This window comes from Arthrobacter sp. KN11-1C, from assembly GCF_052180225.1.
In the GTDB taxonomy this organism is placed as follows: domain Bacteria; phylum Actinomycetota; class Actinomycetes; order Actinomycetales; family Micrococcaceae; genus Arthrobacter.
Map to the genome: position 1 here is coordinate 1322518 of NZ_CP197467.1, position 15248 is coordinate 1337765.

Below are 15248 nucleotides of genomic sequence, written 5' to 3' on the forward strand. Positions count from 1 at the left end.
CTAATCACCCCTTGGAGGGTGGCCCGGGTGGAAGGGAAGACCCAACATGACTGACAACGCCAGCCCCGAACCGGAGGCTACCCAGCTCGAGACCGAGTCGGACAGGAGCGCGCGCGGGGCCATGGTCCTGGAAGTACGCGATCTCAGCGTCGACTTCGGCGTAGACAAGAAATGGGTTCCTGCCGCCATCGGACTGAACTACGAGGTCAGGGCCGGCGAGGTCCTCGCCATCGTCGGTGAGTCCGGTTCCGGCAAGAGTGCCAGTTCCATGGCCCTGCTCGGCTTGCTGCCCAGCAACAGCCGCGTTCGGGGAAGTGTCAAGCTTTCGGGCAAGGAATTGCTCGGCGAAAAGTCGGGCAACATCCGGGAGGTACGGGGCAAGGACGTCGCCGTGATCTTCCAGGAGCCCATGACCGCGCTCAACCCGGTGTACACCGTGGGTGCGCAGATCGTGGAGACGCTCCGGCTGCACAACTCGATCTCCCCTGATGAAGCAAGGCAGCGGGCCGTGCGCATGCTCGAGCTGGTGGAGCTTCCAGACCCGGAGAAGGCTTTCAAGTCCTATCCGCACCAGCTCTCCGGCGGCCAACGGCAACGAGCCATGATCGCGCAGTCGTTGTCCTGCGATCCCAAGCTCCTGATCGCAGACGAACCCACCACTGCCTTGGATGTGACGGTCCAGGCCGAAATCCTGGACCTGATGCGCAACCTGCGCAACAAGCTGGACAGCGCCATCGTCCTGATCACGCACGACATGGGAGTGGTGGCCGACCTCGCCGACCGGATCGCAGTGATGCGCAAGGGCGTCATCGTGGAGAGCGGCACTGCGCAACAGATCTTCAGCAACCCGCAGCACGAATACACGCAGGCTCTCCTGGCCGCTGTTCCCCACCTGGGACAGGGGGCCGACAGCACCGACGTCGACGTTACCGCGGCATTGGCCGCGGCAACCCACGCCGAGCTCGAATCGGTCGATCACGATGAGCTGGTCCGCCGCGAGCGGGAGAACCAGGCTGCTTTGAAGGCTGCGGCCGAAGAAGCGTCCAAGCCCAAGGGCGAACCGGTGCTTGAGCTGGTCGACGTGGCCATCGAGTACCCCAAGCAGGGCCGGGTTCCGGCGTTCCGTGCTGTCGAAGGGGCCAACCTCGTGATCTACCCCGGCCAGGTGGTGGGCCTCGTCGGGGAATCCGGTTCGGGCAAAACGACCATTGGACGCGCCGCCGTCGGGCTCTTGCCTGTTGCCGCAGGCAGCATGCGCGTGGTGGGGCAGGACATTTCCGCCGCCAAGCGCAATGGAAAGCAGCTGCACGAAGTGCGGCGCGACATCGGCATGGTCTTCCAGGATCCGTCGTCGTCGTTGAACCCGCGGCTGCCCATCGGTGAAAGCATCGGCGAGCCGATGTTCCTTGCGGGGGTGGCGAAGGGCGTCAATCTGCAGAAACGGATTGAGACCCTTCTGGACCAGGTGGAACTGCCGCGCGGCTACCGCAACCGGTACCCGCATGAATTGTCAGGCGGCCAGAAGCAGCGCGTCGGCATTGCCCGGGCACTGTCTCTGCAGCCCAAGCTCATGGTCGCGGATGAGCCGACGTCGGCGCTGGACGTTTCGGTGCAGGCAAAGGTCCTGGAACTCTTCCAGAACCTGCAGAGGGAGCTGGGATTCGCGTGCTTGTTCGTCACGCACGACCTCGCGGTGGTTGATGTGCTCGCGGACCGGATCTGCGTGATGCAGCGGGGCCGGATCGTGGAGCAGGGCACCCGGGAGCAGATCCTCCGCAATCCGCAGGAGCCCTACACGCAGAGGCTGCTGGCCGCGGTGCCGCTTCCGGACCCCGAGAAGCAGCGCGAGCGTCGGGAACTGCGCGCGCAGCTCATGGCGGCGGGCATCGAGTAGCAATCCGGGGGCGTTCCCGGCGGCACGAACCGGCCGGCGCAACCGCAAAAGAGTCTCCGTCGCCATTGAACTGCTCCCCGGAAGTTGGACTGAGAAATTCAGTTCCGACTCCCGGGGAGCAGTTTTATGCATGCACGTAGTTCGTTATCGGAGGATCAGCGCGAGGCCGCTGTAGCGTGGTTTGAGAAAGGCATCGCGGATAGTGCGGCGGCGAGGTTTCTGGGCGTGTCTCGCGGACCGGTCAAGCTTCTCTATCGGCGGTGGAAGATCCATGGTCGAGGAGCGCTGGTGGCCAAGCCGACGAGACAGGCGTACTCGTTCGAATTCAAGCTCGCATTGGTCGAACGGTTCATCGCGGGCGAGACTGCCCCGGACCTCGCGGCGGAGGTGGGCTTGTCCTCTCCGGTGCTGCTGAAAACCTGGGCACGGGCGTATCGTCGCGAGGGTGCCGACGCATTGCGCCCGAAGCCTAAAGGCAGACCCAAGGCACCCGATGCCCCGCCGTCCGCGGAGATGCCCGAACTGGAGCGGTTGCGGCGGGAGAACGAACGGTTGCGGGCGGAAGTGGCGTACCTGGGAAAATTGCGGGCCTTGAGGGCGCAGGAACGACGGTGAAGGTTCAGGCCCTCATCGCTCTCAAGGCCGGCTTTCCCCTGCCCGTCCTGCTGCAGGTGGCCGGGCTTGCCCGGTCGACATTCTTCTATCACCAGGGGCGCCTTCAGGCCCGTGACCCGCAGGAAGCCCTGAAGGCCGCGGTCGCGGAGATCTTCCAGAAGAATCAGGGCCGGTACGGGCACCGGCGCATCCACACCGAGCTGGCCAAGCAGGGGTGGGCGGTCGCGAAGAAGACCGTGCTGAAGCTGATGCGTTCCCTGAAGCTGGTCTGCGAGGTCAGGCGGAAGAAGCGCTACAACTCCTACCGGGGCGGGCAGGGCACGGTTGCCCCCAACGTGCTGAACCGCGAGTTCGCCGCCAAAACACCGAACGAGAAGTGGGTGACGGATGTGACCGAGTTCAGCGTCGGCGACCGGAAGCTCTATCTTTCACCGGTCATGGACCTCTTCGACCGGCAGATCATCTCTTACGCGGTCGGCCCCTCCCCGAACCTGAACCTCACCAACACATCACTCCGTAAGGCGCTGGCAACGCTCGAGCGCGGGCAAGAACCGCTCGTGCACTCGGACCAGGGTTTCCAGTACGAGCACACCTCGTGGCGGACTCTCCTCGAGGGCGCCGGTGCAACCCAGTCGATGTCCCGCAAAGGCAACTGCTACGACAACGCCGTAATGGAGAACTTCTTCGGCCACCTCAAGGAAGAGCTTTTCCACCGCGTCCAGTTCATCAGCACCGACGCACTGGAAACAGCACTGGACGAGTACATCCGCTGGTACAACACCGAAAGAATCTCGACAAAGCTAGAGGGCCTGAGCCCGGTGCAATACCGTGCTCAGGCCCTCGCAGCCTAGGCTCTTACTTAGCCAGTCCAACTTCCGGGGACCAGTTCACATAGGCGGCGGGGGCTCTTTTTCGTGGCTATGTGGGGCGATGGAATGCCGGTTGAACTCCGTTGGAGATGCCCGAAAAAGCCCTGGATTCCGGGGGAATACAGGGATCAGGCATGTCGAGTGTAGCAAGGAAAGCGCCATTACGTGAAATGACTGCTTCATTACTGAAACTGTCAACTGCACACTTCGTTCTTCACGCCAACGGGATTCCATATTTCGGACAAGCTGTGGTTAGGATTACACATCCATGTAGGCCGCGTCACAGGATATTTCTGTGCCGGGCCCCGGGGGCAGCTATGAGTTGCCCTGACCCATCCCCCTGAATCCATAGGAGGCGGAATGCGTTTTTCGCGCACTTCCAAAGCTCTTGGCTTGCTGGCAGTCGCCGCACTTGCCCTCACCGGATGCGGCAGCGCCGGCGCCGGAAGCAGTGCCGCAACCGCTGCCGGCGATCCGAACAAAATCATCACCGCATACAGCAATGAACCCCAGCACCCCCTGCTCCCGTCCAACACCAACGAGGTGTACGGTGGCCGCGTTGTCGACCTCCTGTTCGAAGGCCTGACCAGCTACGACGCCAATGGCAAGTCCGTGAACGCACTCGCGGATTCCATTGACACGACTGACGGCCAGAACTACACCATCAAGGTCAAGAAGGGGGCCAAGTTCACCAACGGCGAGGCAGTTACTGCCAAGAGCTTTGTTGACGCTTGGAACTTCGCAGCCCTGAGCACCAACGCCCAGGCCAGCAGCAGCTTCTTCGAATCCATCGAAGGCTACGACGCAGTCAGCGCCGTAACGAAGACCAAGGGCGCGGACGGCAAGTCAACGTCGACTCCCGCACCGACCGCCCAGACGATGTCCGGCCTGGTACTGAAGGACGACTCGACCATCACGGTCAAGCTCGCCCAGCCGGAAGCCGACTGGCCGCAGCGCCTCGGCTACTCCGCCTTCATGCCGCTTCCCGCTGACGCCCTGAAGGACCCGAAGGCCTTCGGCGAAAACCCGATCGGCAACGGCCCGTACAAGATGGCCGCGAAGGGTGCCTGGCAGCACGACAGCCAGATCGCCCTCGTCAAGAACCCTGACTACCAGGGCAACCGTATGGCCAAGAACGGCGGCGTGACCTTCAAGTTCTACACCGACCCGGCTCCGGCTTACACGGACGTCCAGGCCAACAACCTTGACGTGACCGACGTCCTGCCGACGAACGCCTTGAAGACCTACACCACGGACTTCCCGGACCACAACCTGAACAAGGCTTACGCAGGCAACGCGACCCTGAACATCCCGAACTACCTGCCTGAGTTCCAGGGACCCGCCGGCCAGCTGCGTCGCCAGGCCATCTCCATGGCCATCAACCGCGATGAGATCACCAAGGTCGTCTTCAACGGCACCCGCATCCCGGCGAAGGACTTCACGTCGCCCTCCATCGACGGCTACAACGACAACGTTGCCGGTTCCGACGTCCTGAAGTTCGACGCCGCCAAGGCCAAGGACCTCTGGTCGAAGGCAAACGCCATGAGCCCGTGGCCCGCCGGCAAGGTTCTCCAGCTCGCGTACAACACCGATGGTGGCAACAAGGAATGGATTGACGCCGTTGCCAACAACCTGAAGAACAACCTCGGCATCCAGGCAGAAGGCCAGCCGTTTGCGAAGTTCGCAGAGATCCTGAACCTCCGCACGGCGAAGACCCTCCCGGGCTTCACCCGCGCCGGCTGGCAGGCAGACTACCCGTCGCTGTACAACTTCCTCGGCCCGCTGCTGAAGACCGGTGCCAGCGCCAACTACGAGGGTTACAGCAACCCTGACTTCGACAAGCTGCTGACCGAGGGCCTTGCATCCAAGTCCACGGACGACGCCAACAAGAAGTTCACCCAGGCACAGGAGATCCTGTTCAAGGACCTTCCGAACCTGCCCCTGTGGTACCAGGCCCGCCAGGCTGTATGGAGCCAGAACGTCAGCAACGTTGACTCCGGCTGGAACGGCGTCCTGCTGTACTACAACATCACCGCAAAGTAGTCCTTCTGGACTTGTTCCAAGCTCGTTAGCGTATGGGGGTCCGGCCACAAACCGGGCCCCCATGCCTTGATTCGGCACGAAAGCTGTCCCAAATGAATCCCCATATTTCCAAGAGCGTCCAGGAACCGTTGCTGTGACCCAGTACATCCTCCGGCGTTTGCTGCAGGTCATCCCCGTGTTCCTGGGAACCACCCTGCTCGTGTACTTCATGGTCTTTGCCCTCCCGGGCGACCCCATCCGCGCCCTGTTCGGCGACCGACCGCCCAGCGAGTCCGTCATTGCCGCGCTGCGCCAGCAATACAACCTCGACCAGCCCTTCTGGGTCCAGTACGGGCTGTTCCTCAAGAACCTCTTCACCTTCAACCTCGGGGTGGACTTCACCGGCCAGCCAATCGCCGCCACCCTTGGCCGCGTTTTCCCGGTCACCGCTATGCTCGCCGTCGAGGCCCTTGCCATCCAGGCCGTCTTCGGCGTGGCCTTCGGCCTGATTGCCGGCCTGCGCAAGGGGAAGATCTTCGACTCCACCGTGCTGGTCGCTTCCCTCGTCGTCATTGCCGTCCCGACGTTCGTCCTCGGCTTCGTGCTTCAGCTCGTCGTTGGCGTGCAGCTCGGCTGGGCCAAGCCGACCGTTGGATCCAACGCGGATTGGGGCACCCTGATCCTTCCGGCGACGGTTCTTGGCCTCGTGTCCTTTGCCTACGTGCTGCGCCTGACCCGCGCCTCGGTCATTGAAAACATGAACGCCGACTACGTCCGCACCGCAACCGCAAAAGGCCTTTCCCGCCCCCGCGTGGTCCTGGCCCACATCCTGCGAAACTCCATGATTCCCGTGGTCACCTACCTGGGCGCGAACCTGGGTGGCTTGATGGGCGGGGCGATCGTCACCGAAGGCATCTTCAACGTGCCCGGCGTCGGCCAGAAGCTCTACCAAGCCGTGATCCGCAGCGAAGGCCCCACCGTCGTCGCCATTGTCAGCGTGTTGGTACTCGTCTTCGTTGCCGCCAACCTGTTGGTCGACCTCCTCTACGCCTGGCTTGACCCCAGGATTCGCTATGAAAAGTAGATCCGATATGAAAAGTAACCGTCAGATCGAGCACTACGTTGCCCCTATCGACGAGACACCGCTGCTCGCGACCGATACCCTCAAGGTCGACGCAGCACCCCTGAGCCTGTGGGCGGATGCCTGGCGGAAGCTCCGCCGTCGGCCGCTCTTCATCATCTCGGCGCTCATGATTCTCCTGCTCCTCGTCGTCGCGTTCTTCCCGGGCCTGTTCACGCAGACAGCCCCGAACGACAACTGCCAGCTGGCAGACTCCCTCGGGGGTCCCTCGGCCGGCCATCCCCTGGGATTCACCTTCCAGGGCTGCGACATCTACTCGCGCGTCATCCACGGCACGCAGGCATCCTTGACCGTCGGCGTCGTCTCCGTCATCTTCGTCCTGATCATCGGAGTGACGCTCGGCGCTCTGGCCGGCTTCTTCGGTGGCTGGGTTGACACCGTCATTGCCCGCATCGGCGACATCTTCTTCGCCTTGCCTTTGGTCCTCGGCGCACTGGTCGTCACCCAGCTCCCGTTCTTCCGCGAGAACAAGAGCGTCTTCACAGTGGTCATGGTCATCGTGATGCTCGGCTGGCCCCAAATGGCCCGCATCACCCGTGGCGCCGTAATCGAGGTCCGCAACGCGGATTTCGTCACCGCCGCCCGCTCGCTCGGCGTCTCCAAGATCGGCACGCTGGTCCGGCACGTCGTACCGAACGCGCTTGCGCCGATCATCGTCCTGGCCACCATGGAGCTTGGCGTCTTCATCGTGACGGAAGCAACGCTGTCCTTCCTCGGCATTGGCCTGCCTGGCAGCATCATGTCCTGGGGTAACGACATTTCCGCGGCGAAGGACACGTTGCGCACCAACCCCGAGGTGCTGATGTTCCCCGCAACCGCACTGTCCATCACGGTCCTGAGCTTCATCATGCTTGGCGACGCGCTGCGTGACGCCCTTGATCCCAAGAGCCGCAAGCGATGAAGGAGGCAATCATGTCAACGTCCAACATCACCATCGACGAAGCCGGATCCGAAGAGCGTCCGCTCCTGGAAATCCGTGACCTCGCCATCTCCTTCCAGACGGCGAGCGGCGAATTCCAGGCCGTCAAGAACGCGCACCTGACCATCATGCCCGGCGAGACCGTCGCCATTGTGGGGGAGTCCGGTTCGGGAAAGTCGACGACGGCGCTTGCCGCCATCGGCCTCCTGCCGGAGAACGGCAGGGTTTCCGGCGGGCAGATCCTGCTCGACGGCGAGGACATCTCCCATGCACCGGAACGGCGCATGATCGAGCTGCGTGGCAACACGATCGGCATGGTTCCGCAGGATCCTATGTCCAACCTCAACCCGGTCTGGAAGATCGGCTACCAGGTACGCGAAACACTGCGCGCCAACGGCAAGCCCAGCGGTCCTGCCGACGTCGCCCGCGTGCTGGGGGAAGCCGGCTTGCCGGACTCCGCTCGCCGCGCCAAGCAGTACCCGCACGAATTCTCCGGCGGCATGCGCCAGCGCGCCCTGATCGCCATCGGCCTGTCGTGCCAGCCCCGGCTCCTGATCGCGGATGAGCCGACGTCGGCCCTGGACGTGACCGTACAGCGGCAGATCCTGGACCACCTCGAAACCATGACGGCGGAACTCGGTACGGCTGTCTTGCTCATCACCCACGATCTTGGCCTCGCTGCCGAGCGCGCGGACAAAGTGGTGGTCATGTACCGCGGCAACGTGGTGGAGGCCGGTCCTTCCCTCGAATTGCTCCGCAACCCGCAACACCCCTACACCCAGCGGTTGGTGGCCTCGGCGCCGTCCCTCGCTTCCAGGCGTATCCAGGCTGCCAAGGCCGAAGGAATCCAGACCGAAGAACTCCTGGCGCCCACCGACGTCGTGGCCGAAAAGCTGTTGTCTGACGACGTCTTGAAGGTCGAGAGCCTCAGCAAGGTCTTCAAGCTGCGCTCCGGAGTGGGCAAGGCAACGGACTTCAAAGCGGTGGACAACGTCTCGTTCAACGTCAAACGCGGGACAACGACGGCGATCGTGGGGGAGTCGGGTTCCGGCAAGTCCACCGTGGCCCAGATGGTCCTCAACCTGCTCGCGCCGACGTCGGGCCGGATCGTGTTCGACGGCGTGGACACCTCCACGTTGAACAGCCGGGAGATCTTCAAGTTCCGGCGCCGCGTCCAGCCGATCTTCCAGGACCCGTACGGTTCGCTCGACCCGATGTACAACATCTTCAGGACCATCGAGGAACCGCTCCGGACCCACAAGATCGGCGACAAGGCCAGCCGCGAGAAAAAGGTCCGGGAACTCCTGGACCAGGTGGCGCTGCCGCAGTCCACGATGCAGCGGTACCCGAACGAGCTCTCCGGCGGGCAAAGGCAGCGCGTCGCTATTGCGCGCGCCCTGGCCCTCGACCCCGAAGTGATCATCTGCGACGAGGCGGTCTCCGCCCTCGACGTTTTGGTGCAGGCCCAGGTCCTGAACCTCCTGGCCGAGCTGCAGTCCAACCTTGGACTGACGTACCTGTTCATCACGCACGACCTCGCCGTCGTGCGGCAGATCGCGGACCACGTCTGCGTGATGCAGAAGGGCAAGCTCGTGGAGACGGGCAGCACTGACGACGTCTTCGATTCGCCGCAGCAGGACTACACCAAGGCCCTGCTTAACGCGATCCCGGGTGCCAGCCTCATGCTGCCGCCCGTGGTGGCCTGACGGGTTTGACGCCCGTCCGCTGAGCGCCAGTTTGGCGGGTAGAAGAGCCGGTACCACTTCCGTGGGGGGAAGTGGTCCCGGCTCTTTTGCTGTCTCCGGCCCGTCCCGGAGCTCGCCGTCCATTGTGATGAAGGGCACAATTCGGCGGCCTGGAGGGTGATTTTTAGGCCAATAAATACCACAGCGCTTAGACTCTAGGAAGGTGCCCTGTGTCAAAGGGGCTAATCCGTCGTGCGTTCCGGTTGGAAATGTCGCGATACAACAGCTGACTTCACCACTGAATCGAGCCATTACGCATGTCTGAAACCACCACCAACACCGCCGCGGCCACTGCATCGCGCAGTGATCTGCGCAACGTCGCGATTGTGGCCCACGTTGACCACGGCAAGACCACCCTGGTCGACGCCATGCTCAAGCAGACCAACTCCTTCGCCGAGCACAACCACCTGGAAGACCGCGTCATGGACTCCGGTGACTTGGAGCGCGAAAAGGGCATCACCATCCTCGCCAAGAACACCACGGTTGCCTACAACGGCCCGTCGTCCAATGGCGAGACCATCACCATCAACGTGATCGACACCCCCGGCCACGCCGACTTCGGTGGCGAGGTGGAGCGCGGCCTGTCCATGGTTGACGGCGTGGTCCTCTTGGTTGACGCTTCCGAAGGTCCGCTGCCGCAGACCCGCTTCGTGCTCCGCAAGGCCCTTGCCGCGCACTTGCCCGTCATCCTGCTGGTCAACAAGACCGACCGCCCCGACGCCCGCATCGAAGAGGTTGTCCACGAGTCCATGGACCTGCTCCTTGGCCTGGCGTCCGACCTCGCGGACGAAGTTCCGGACCTGGACCTCGACAAGATCCTCGAAGTACCCGTGGTCTACGCCGCAGCGAAGGTCGGCCGCGCCTCCCTCGAGCAGCCGGCTGACGGCTCGGCCCCGGATAACGAAGATCTCGAACCCCTCTTCAAGGCGATCATCGAGCACATCCCGGCGCCGACCTACAACCCGAACGGTGTCCTTCAGGCGCACGTCACCAACCTGGACGCTTCCCCGTTCCTCGGCCGCCTCGCACTCCTGCGCATCTACAACGGCACCCTCCGCAAGGGCCAGACCGTCGCTTGGGCGCGCGCCAACGGCGAGTTGAAGAACGTCAAGATCACCGAGCTCCTGGCCACCAAGGCCCTTGACCGCGTACCGGCAGAGTCCGCCGGCCCGGGCGAGATCGTTGCTGTTGCCGGCATCGAGGAAATCACCATCGGCGAGACCCTGACCGACGCCGAGAACCCGCAGCCGCTGCCCCTCATCACGGTGGATGACCCCGCGATCTCCATGACCATCGGTATCAACACCTCTCCGCTGGCCGGCAAGGTCAAGGGCGCCAAGGTCACGGCACGCCAGGTGAAGGATCGCCTGGACAAGGAACTGATCGGTAACGTCTCCATCAAGGTCCTGCCGACCGAGCGTCCGGATGCCTGGGAAGTCCAGGGCCGTGGCGAGCTCGCGCTGGCCATCCTCGTGGAGCAGATGCGACGCGAAGGCTTCGAGCTCACTGTCGGCAAGCCGCAGGTTGTCACGCGGACCATCGACGGCAAGATCCACGAGCCGATGGAACACATGACCATCGACGTGCCCGAGGAGTACCTCGGCGCCGTCACGCAGCTCATGGCCGCCCGCAAGGGCCGCATGACCAACATGGCCAACCACGGTACGGGCTGGTGCCGCATGGAATTCATCGTTCCGGCACGTGGCCTCATCGGCTTCCGCACGAAGTTCCTCACGGACACCCGTGGCGCCGGTATCGCTTCCTCGATCTCCGAGGGCTACGAGCCGTGGGCCGGCCCCATCGAATACCGCACCAACGGTTCGATGGTTGCCGACCGCGCCGGCGTCGTCACCCCCTTCGCGATGATCAACCTGCAGGAACGCGGCTCCTTCTTCGTGAAGCCCACGTCCGAGGTCTACGAAGGCATGATCGTCGGCGAGAACTCGCGCGCCGATGACATGGACGTCAACATCACCAAGGAAAAGAAGCTCACCAACATGCGTGCTGCTTCCTCCGACACCTTCGAGAACCTGACGCCGCCGCGCGACCTGACCCTCGAAGAGTCCCTCGAATTCGCTCGCGAAGACGAGTGCGTTGAGGTGACCCCGGATTCCATCCGCATCCGCAAGGTGATCCTGGACGCCAACGAGCGCGCCAAGGCCACCCGCGCACGCGCCAAGGTCTGATCCTGCGCTGATTGCGGACTGACGCACTGAATGGATTGACGCATTGAATAAGGGAGCCACCGGAACGGTACGCGGCATTGCCGCGGCTGTTCCGGTGGCTCTTTTTGCTGCCGTTGCAGGCACCGCGCTGCACCGGCAGACGCTCCTCATTGCCGGCGTCGACGTCTATTGGGGCACCGCGGCGGCATTGCTCCTGCTCGCTTCGCTCCAGCTCCTGCTGGGCGCGTGGTCGCGGTCTTTGCTCCCGACGGCGATAGCCGGCATTGTTTGTTACGCGACCATAGGCTTTCTGTCCGCGGGCGGAGCCGGCAAGGCGCTGATCGTCGCCGACGCCCCTGGCAATGTGTGGGTCTACGGGAGCGCGGGTGTGACCCTCGTGATGCTCCTGTGGTGCCTGCGCTACAGGCGCCCGCCGCGCCGTTAGCTAGTCTGCGCTCGGGTCCCGGTGGTGGGCGATCAAGAGCGAGGTGGCCTCGCCGTCGTCGTCTGCCGGAAGCCGCATGTATTCTTCGACGACCGCCCGCAACTTGCCCATCATTTCCTGCTGCCGTGCTGCGTTGAACTTCACGCCAAGCCGCCAGACTTCTATGTCGTCGGGTGCGAGTCCGCGGGTCTCCTGGACGAATGTTTCGATCAGGATCGGGGAAATATCGTTGACGGGCGTGCTCCAGGAGGCGCGTGTGGCGATATATGGAACCTCCTTCGCGCCCCTCTTCCCCTTCCGGCCTTCCTGAGGTTCGAGAAAACCGGTGCGCACCAGGGTCCTGACGTGGTGCAGGCTCGACGCCGGGTTGATGTCCAAGAGCCCGGCAATCTCTTTGTTGGTGCGCGCGTGGTGCAGGCAGAGCCGGAGGATCCTCAGGCGCAGGGGCGAGCTCAGGGCGCGGCCCTTGGCGACCAGGTCGCTGTCCTCCCGCGCGTGTTCCGTCATGGAGGCCAGTGTAGCCACCCATAAGTGATTGACATATACCAATCACTGCAGGAAACTGAGCGGGTGAACGCCGGGACCACTGACAACGCTCAGCAGAGCGACAACGCTCTGCAATCTGAGGCGACTCTCCAAAGTGACACAGCTCGTCAAGCTGCCCCGGCTCAGAAGGCCGCCTCGCTTTGGCGGGACCGGAACTTCATGACCTTCTGGTCGGGCCAGGCCGTCAGCCAGCTCGGGGCGCAACTTGGGCAATTGGCGTTTCCCGTCCTCGCAGTGACTTTGCTCGGCGCCAGCGAGTTCGAAGTGGGCGCACTCAATGCCGCAGGCCTAGCGGCCTTCCTGCTGATCGGTTTGCCGGCAGGAGCCTGGGTTGACCGCTGGCTCAAGCGTCGCACGATGATTGTGGCTGACCTGGTACGGACCGCGGCGATGGCCACCGTACCTATCCTCTGGTGGGCCGGAATCCTGCAGATCTGGCACCTGTACGCCGTTGCCGCCGTCGTCGGGGCTGCGACCGTCTTCTTCGACGTTTCCTACCAGAGCTACGTGCCCGTGCTCGTGGACGCCGGGAAAGTGCCGCAGGCCAACTCCAAGCTGGAAGCTACCTCCCAGATCGCCCGGATCGGTGGTCCTGCCGCGGGCGGTGCGCTCCTGGTGATCGTGTCCGCCCCGGTGCTGTTCGTCGGGGAGGCGATGGGCTACCTGTTGTCGGCCATCTTCCTGCTCAGAACACGCGACGCGGAAGTACCCGTGCCCGCGAAGGATCGGCAGCCGCTGGCAAGCGAAATCAAGGAAGGCCTGGTCTTCGTCGTCAGGCATCCGTTGATCAGCAGGATTGTGGCCTGCACGGGCGGGGTCAACTTCTTCACCACGCTTGCTTTTACTTTGATGCCGGTACTCGTGCTTCGTGAACTGGGGCTGGGTCCGGAGGGCATGGGCCTCATCATGGCGGTCGGTGCTGTGGGCGGTCTGATCGGGGCCGTTGCCGCGCCCCGGTTCGCGGCCTGGATCGGCGAGGGGACCGTCATTCCCGTGGCGTCGATGATCAGCTCGCTTTTCCTCCTCCTGGTCCCGTTGTCCGTGCTTGCCCCCGAACGATGGATGTCCCTCGTGATGCTCATCGTCTCGGAGTTCGGGTTCGCCTTCGGAGTCCTGGCGTACAACATCATGCAGTTGAGCATGAGGCAGCGGGTGTGTCCTCCCAGGCTCCTGGGGCGCATGAATGCGTCCATTCGCTTTGTGGTGTGGGGAGTCATGCCGATCGCAGCCCTCGCCTCGGGTCTCCTGGCCGAGAACCTTGGCCTCGTCCCGACACTCTGGATCGGCTGGGCCGGAAGCATTGTTTTTGTTGCGCCAGTGCTGTTCTCTCCGCTGTGGGGAATGCGCAGGCTTCCGGACGAGGTGCATGGCGCCTGACCCTCCTTGGGACATGCCCCTCCTTGGCCTGCAGCAATGGACATATTGGCAACATGCTCATTCCTTGGTCTCCACGTGGCGCATGCTCTGCGGTGACTGAGGCACATGTCCAGCCCTTGGCCGCAGGAGTGAACTGGAGGTTTTCCACATAGTGAATATTGGCGCTTCCGCACCCATGATTTGGCCGGAACGATGGGCACATGGTGAACATCAGTGACGTCATTTCAGCGTACGACGGCGTAGCGCGGGCCAAGCATCTCGCTGCGGCGGGGGTGTCGCATTTCCAACTGAAATCCGCGTTGGCGAGCGGGCGGATTCGCCGCGTGGCCCGAGGGGTTTATGCGGTGCCCGACGCCGATCCCGGCTTGGTTGCCATCCGATCCCTTCCTGCTGAACCGGCCTGCGTTTCCGCGGCTGAACTGTCCGGGTTGTGGGTCTTGGATCGCCCTGAATTTCCCCATGTGGCGGTCCCTCACAGCCGAAGGTACCAAGGTTTTGTTTGCCATAGATCCGCAGCCCCGCCGTCCCTCATGGATTCAGTTGTCCAGGCCCTCCGTTGCCTGCCGGACCTGGACGGGCTGGTCATTGCGGAATCTGCAGTAGTTCTGGGGAGGCTACCCCTCTCGGGAATGAGGATGCGGCTGAGTGGGCGGAACGATGCGCGGGAGCGGGAGCTCGTGTCACGAATCGTTCCCCAGTCACAGTCGATCATCGAGTGCATCGCCAGATACCTCCTGCGCGAAGCGGGTTTCCATGTGGAATCACAAGTGAACGTGCCGGGCATGGGGCATTTGGACCTGATGGTGGACGGGCGGCTGGGGATCGAAACCGACGGAGCAGGTTTCCACATGGACAAGCCGAGCTTCGAGGAGGACCGCCGCCGGTGGAATGTCACCACCAGGCTGGGTGTTCCCACCTTGGTTGTGAGCTATTCCATGTTGAAGAACCGGCCGCGGGAATTTGTGGCGATGGTCCGCGACACTCTGAGGTCGCTCGACCAGGCCGCGTGATCTCCGCGTAGCTCACCTTCTGCCCTGTCGAAGGGGACATGCCCAGCCCTGCGAGCCAGGAACGGACATGTGCCTTGTCCCGGCTTGCGCTGCGGCGGGACATGCCCAGCCCTGCGAGCCAGGAATGGGCATATTCCCACTATGTCCAATGGTTCGAGCGAGCAGGGGGCATGTCCGCGTTGGTGGGGTGGGCTGAGGTGGGCGGCCAGGGGAGCGCGGGCAGGGGAGCGCGGGACTACTCGGGGGCTGTGCGTGGACCAAGGCGCGGAGGCGGGGGAGGGACCTCCTTGGCGGCCACTACGAGGGCAAGGGGGATCTCGACGTCGGACTGCCGGGTACGGATGGTGCACGCACCATCGGCGACGGAGAGCAGGTAGCCGAGGGCATCGGTGAAGCCGTCGTCCAGCCGGTATCGGACAACGACGCGTGTTCCGGATACGGTATAGAGCAGGAAATCCTGGGGCCGGGGCTGATTCACCAGTTCATAGTAAGACGCCCGG

At 63.4% G+C, this 15248-nt stretch carries 13 protein-coding genes; 11 read left to right on the forward strand and 2 right to left on the reverse strand.

All coding sequences use genetic code 11. From position 1 onward, the window contains the following. Positions 1–46: 46 nt before the first annotated feature. The 9 genes from ACSBOX_RS06240 to ACSBOX_RS06280 all read left to right on the forward strand — a co-directional run bounded on the left by ACSBOX_RS06240 (position 47) and on the right by ACSBOX_RS06280 (position 11815). Positions 47–1894 carry an ABC transporter ATP-binding protein gene (locus tag ACSBOX_RS06240; RefSeq protein ID WP_442545272.1) on the forward strand — a complete coding sequence of 616 codons (1848 nt, stop codon included), beginning with the start codon at positions 47–49 and terminating at the stop codon, positions 1892–1894. Positions 1895–2020: 126 nt separating this feature from the next. Continuing rightward, on the forward strand, positions 2021–2509 hold the full coding sequence (locus tag ACSBOX_RS06245) for a helix-turn-helix domain-containing protein (RefSeq protein WP_442545228.1): 489 nt from the start codon (positions 2021–2023) through the stop codon (positions 2507–2509). Continuing rightward, positions 2506–3360, forward strand: a complete 855-nt coding sequence (locus ACSBOX_RS06250; RefSeq protein ID WP_442545273.1) for an IS3 family transposase — start codon at positions 2506–2508, stop codon at positions 3358–3360. The genes ACSBOX_RS06245 and ACSBOX_RS06250 overlap by 4 nt, the downstream gene beginning before the upstream one ends. A 378-nt stretch (positions 3361–3738) precedes the next feature. Next, a complete protein-coding gene (locus ACSBOX_RS06255) occupies positions 3739–5421 on the forward strand; it encodes a peptide ABC transporter substrate-binding protein (RefSeq protein WP_442545274.1) in 1683 nt (560 codons plus the stop codon). Between the two features lie 133 nt (positions 5422–5554). Continuing rightward, a complete protein-coding gene (locus ACSBOX_RS06260; RefSeq protein WP_059387472.1) occupies positions 5555–6484 on the forward strand; it encodes an ABC transporter permease in 930 nt (309 codons plus the stop codon). Between the two features lie 7 nt (positions 6485–6491). Continuing rightward, positions 6492–7442 (forward strand): ABC transporter permease, encoded by a 951-nt coding sequence (locus tag ACSBOX_RS06265; RefSeq protein ID WP_078108285.1) that lies wholly within the window; start codon positions 6492–6494, stop codon positions 7440–7442. 11 nt (positions 7443–7453) lie between these two features. Then, positions 7454–9166, forward strand: coding sequence for an ABC transporter ATP-binding protein (locus ACSBOX_RS06270; protein WP_442545275.1), 1713 nt, complete (start codon positions 7454–7456; stop codon positions 9164–9166). 296 nt (positions 9167–9462) lie between these two features. Then, on the forward strand, positions 9463–11391 hold the full coding sequence (gene typA, locus ACSBOX_RS06275) for a translational GTPase TypA (RefSeq protein WP_442545276.1): 1929 nt from the start codon (positions 9463–9465) through the stop codon (positions 11389–11391). A 43-nt stretch (positions 11392–11434) separates the two neighbouring features. Beyond that, positions 11435–11815 carry a hypothetical protein gene (locus ACSBOX_RS06280; protein WP_442545277.1) on the forward strand — a complete coding sequence of 127 codons (381 nt, stop codon included), beginning with the start codon at positions 11435–11437 and terminating at the stop codon, positions 11813–11815. Here ACSBOX_RS06280 and ACSBOX_RS06285 read toward each other — a convergent pair whose 3' ends face one another. Next, positions 11816–12322, reverse strand: a complete 507-nt coding sequence (locus tag ACSBOX_RS06285) for an ArsR family transcriptional regulator (protein ID WP_442545278.1) — start codon at positions 12320–12322, stop codon at positions 11816–11818. Positions 12323–12520: 198 nt separating this feature from the next. On the opposite strand from ACSBOX_RS06285, the gene ACSBOX_RS06290 reads away from it, so the two are divergent. Further along, on the forward strand, positions 12521–13738 hold the full coding sequence (locus tag ACSBOX_RS06290; protein ID WP_442545279.1) for an MFS transporter: 1218 nt from the start codon (positions 12521–12523) through the stop codon (positions 13736–13738). 200 nt (positions 13739–13938) lie between these two features. Then, positions 13939–14748, forward strand: coding sequence for a type IV toxin-antitoxin system AbiEi family antitoxin domain-containing protein (locus ACSBOX_RS06295; RefSeq protein WP_442545280.1), 810 nt, complete (start codon positions 13939–13941; stop codon positions 14746–14748). 235 nt (positions 14749–14983) lie between these two features. On the opposite strand, the gene ACSBOX_RS06300 is transcribed toward ACSBOX_RS06295, so the two are convergent. Then, positions 14984–15226, reverse strand: coding sequence for a putative acetyltransferase (locus ACSBOX_RS06300; RefSeq protein ID WP_442545281.1), 243 nt, complete (start codon positions 15224–15226; stop codon positions 14984–14986). Positions 15227–15248: the final 22 nt, after the last annotated feature.

Coding starts and splice junctions, on each gene's coding strand:
- ACSBOX_RS06290 (WP_442545279.1), top strand. CDS start 12,521: ATGACCTTCTGGTCGGGCCAGGCCGTCAGCCAGCTCGGGGCGCAACTT.
- typA (WP_442545276.1), top strand. CDS start 9,463: ATGTCTGAAACCACCACCAACACCGCCGCGGCCACTGCATCGCGCAGT.
- ACSBOX_RS06245 (WP_442545228.1), top strand. CDS start 2,021: ATGCATGCACGTAGTTCGTTATCGGAGGATCAGCGCGAGGCCGCTGTA.
- ACSBOX_RS06295 (WP_442545280.1), top strand. CDS start 13,939: ATGGTGAACATCAGTGACGTCATTTCAGCGTACGACGGCGTAGCGCGG.
- ACSBOX_RS06240 (WP_442545272.1), top strand. CDS start 47: ATGACTGACAACGCCAGCCCCGAACCGGAGGCTACCCAGCTCGAGACC.
- ACSBOX_RS06285 (WP_442545278.1), bottom strand. CDS start 12,322: ATGACGGAACACGCGCGGGAGGACAGCGACCTGGTCGCCAAGGGCCGC.
- ACSBOX_RS06270 (WP_442545275.1), top strand. CDS start 7,454: ATGTCAACGTCCAACATCACCATCGACGAAGCCGGATCCGAAGAGCGT.
- ACSBOX_RS06265 (WP_078108285.1), top strand. CDS start 6,492: ATGAAAAGTAACCGTCAGATCGAGCACTACGTTGCCCCTATCGACGAG.
- ACSBOX_RS06255 (WP_442545274.1), top strand. CDS start 3,739: ATGCGTTTTTCGCGCACTTCCAAAGCTCTTGGCTTGCTGGCAGTCGCC.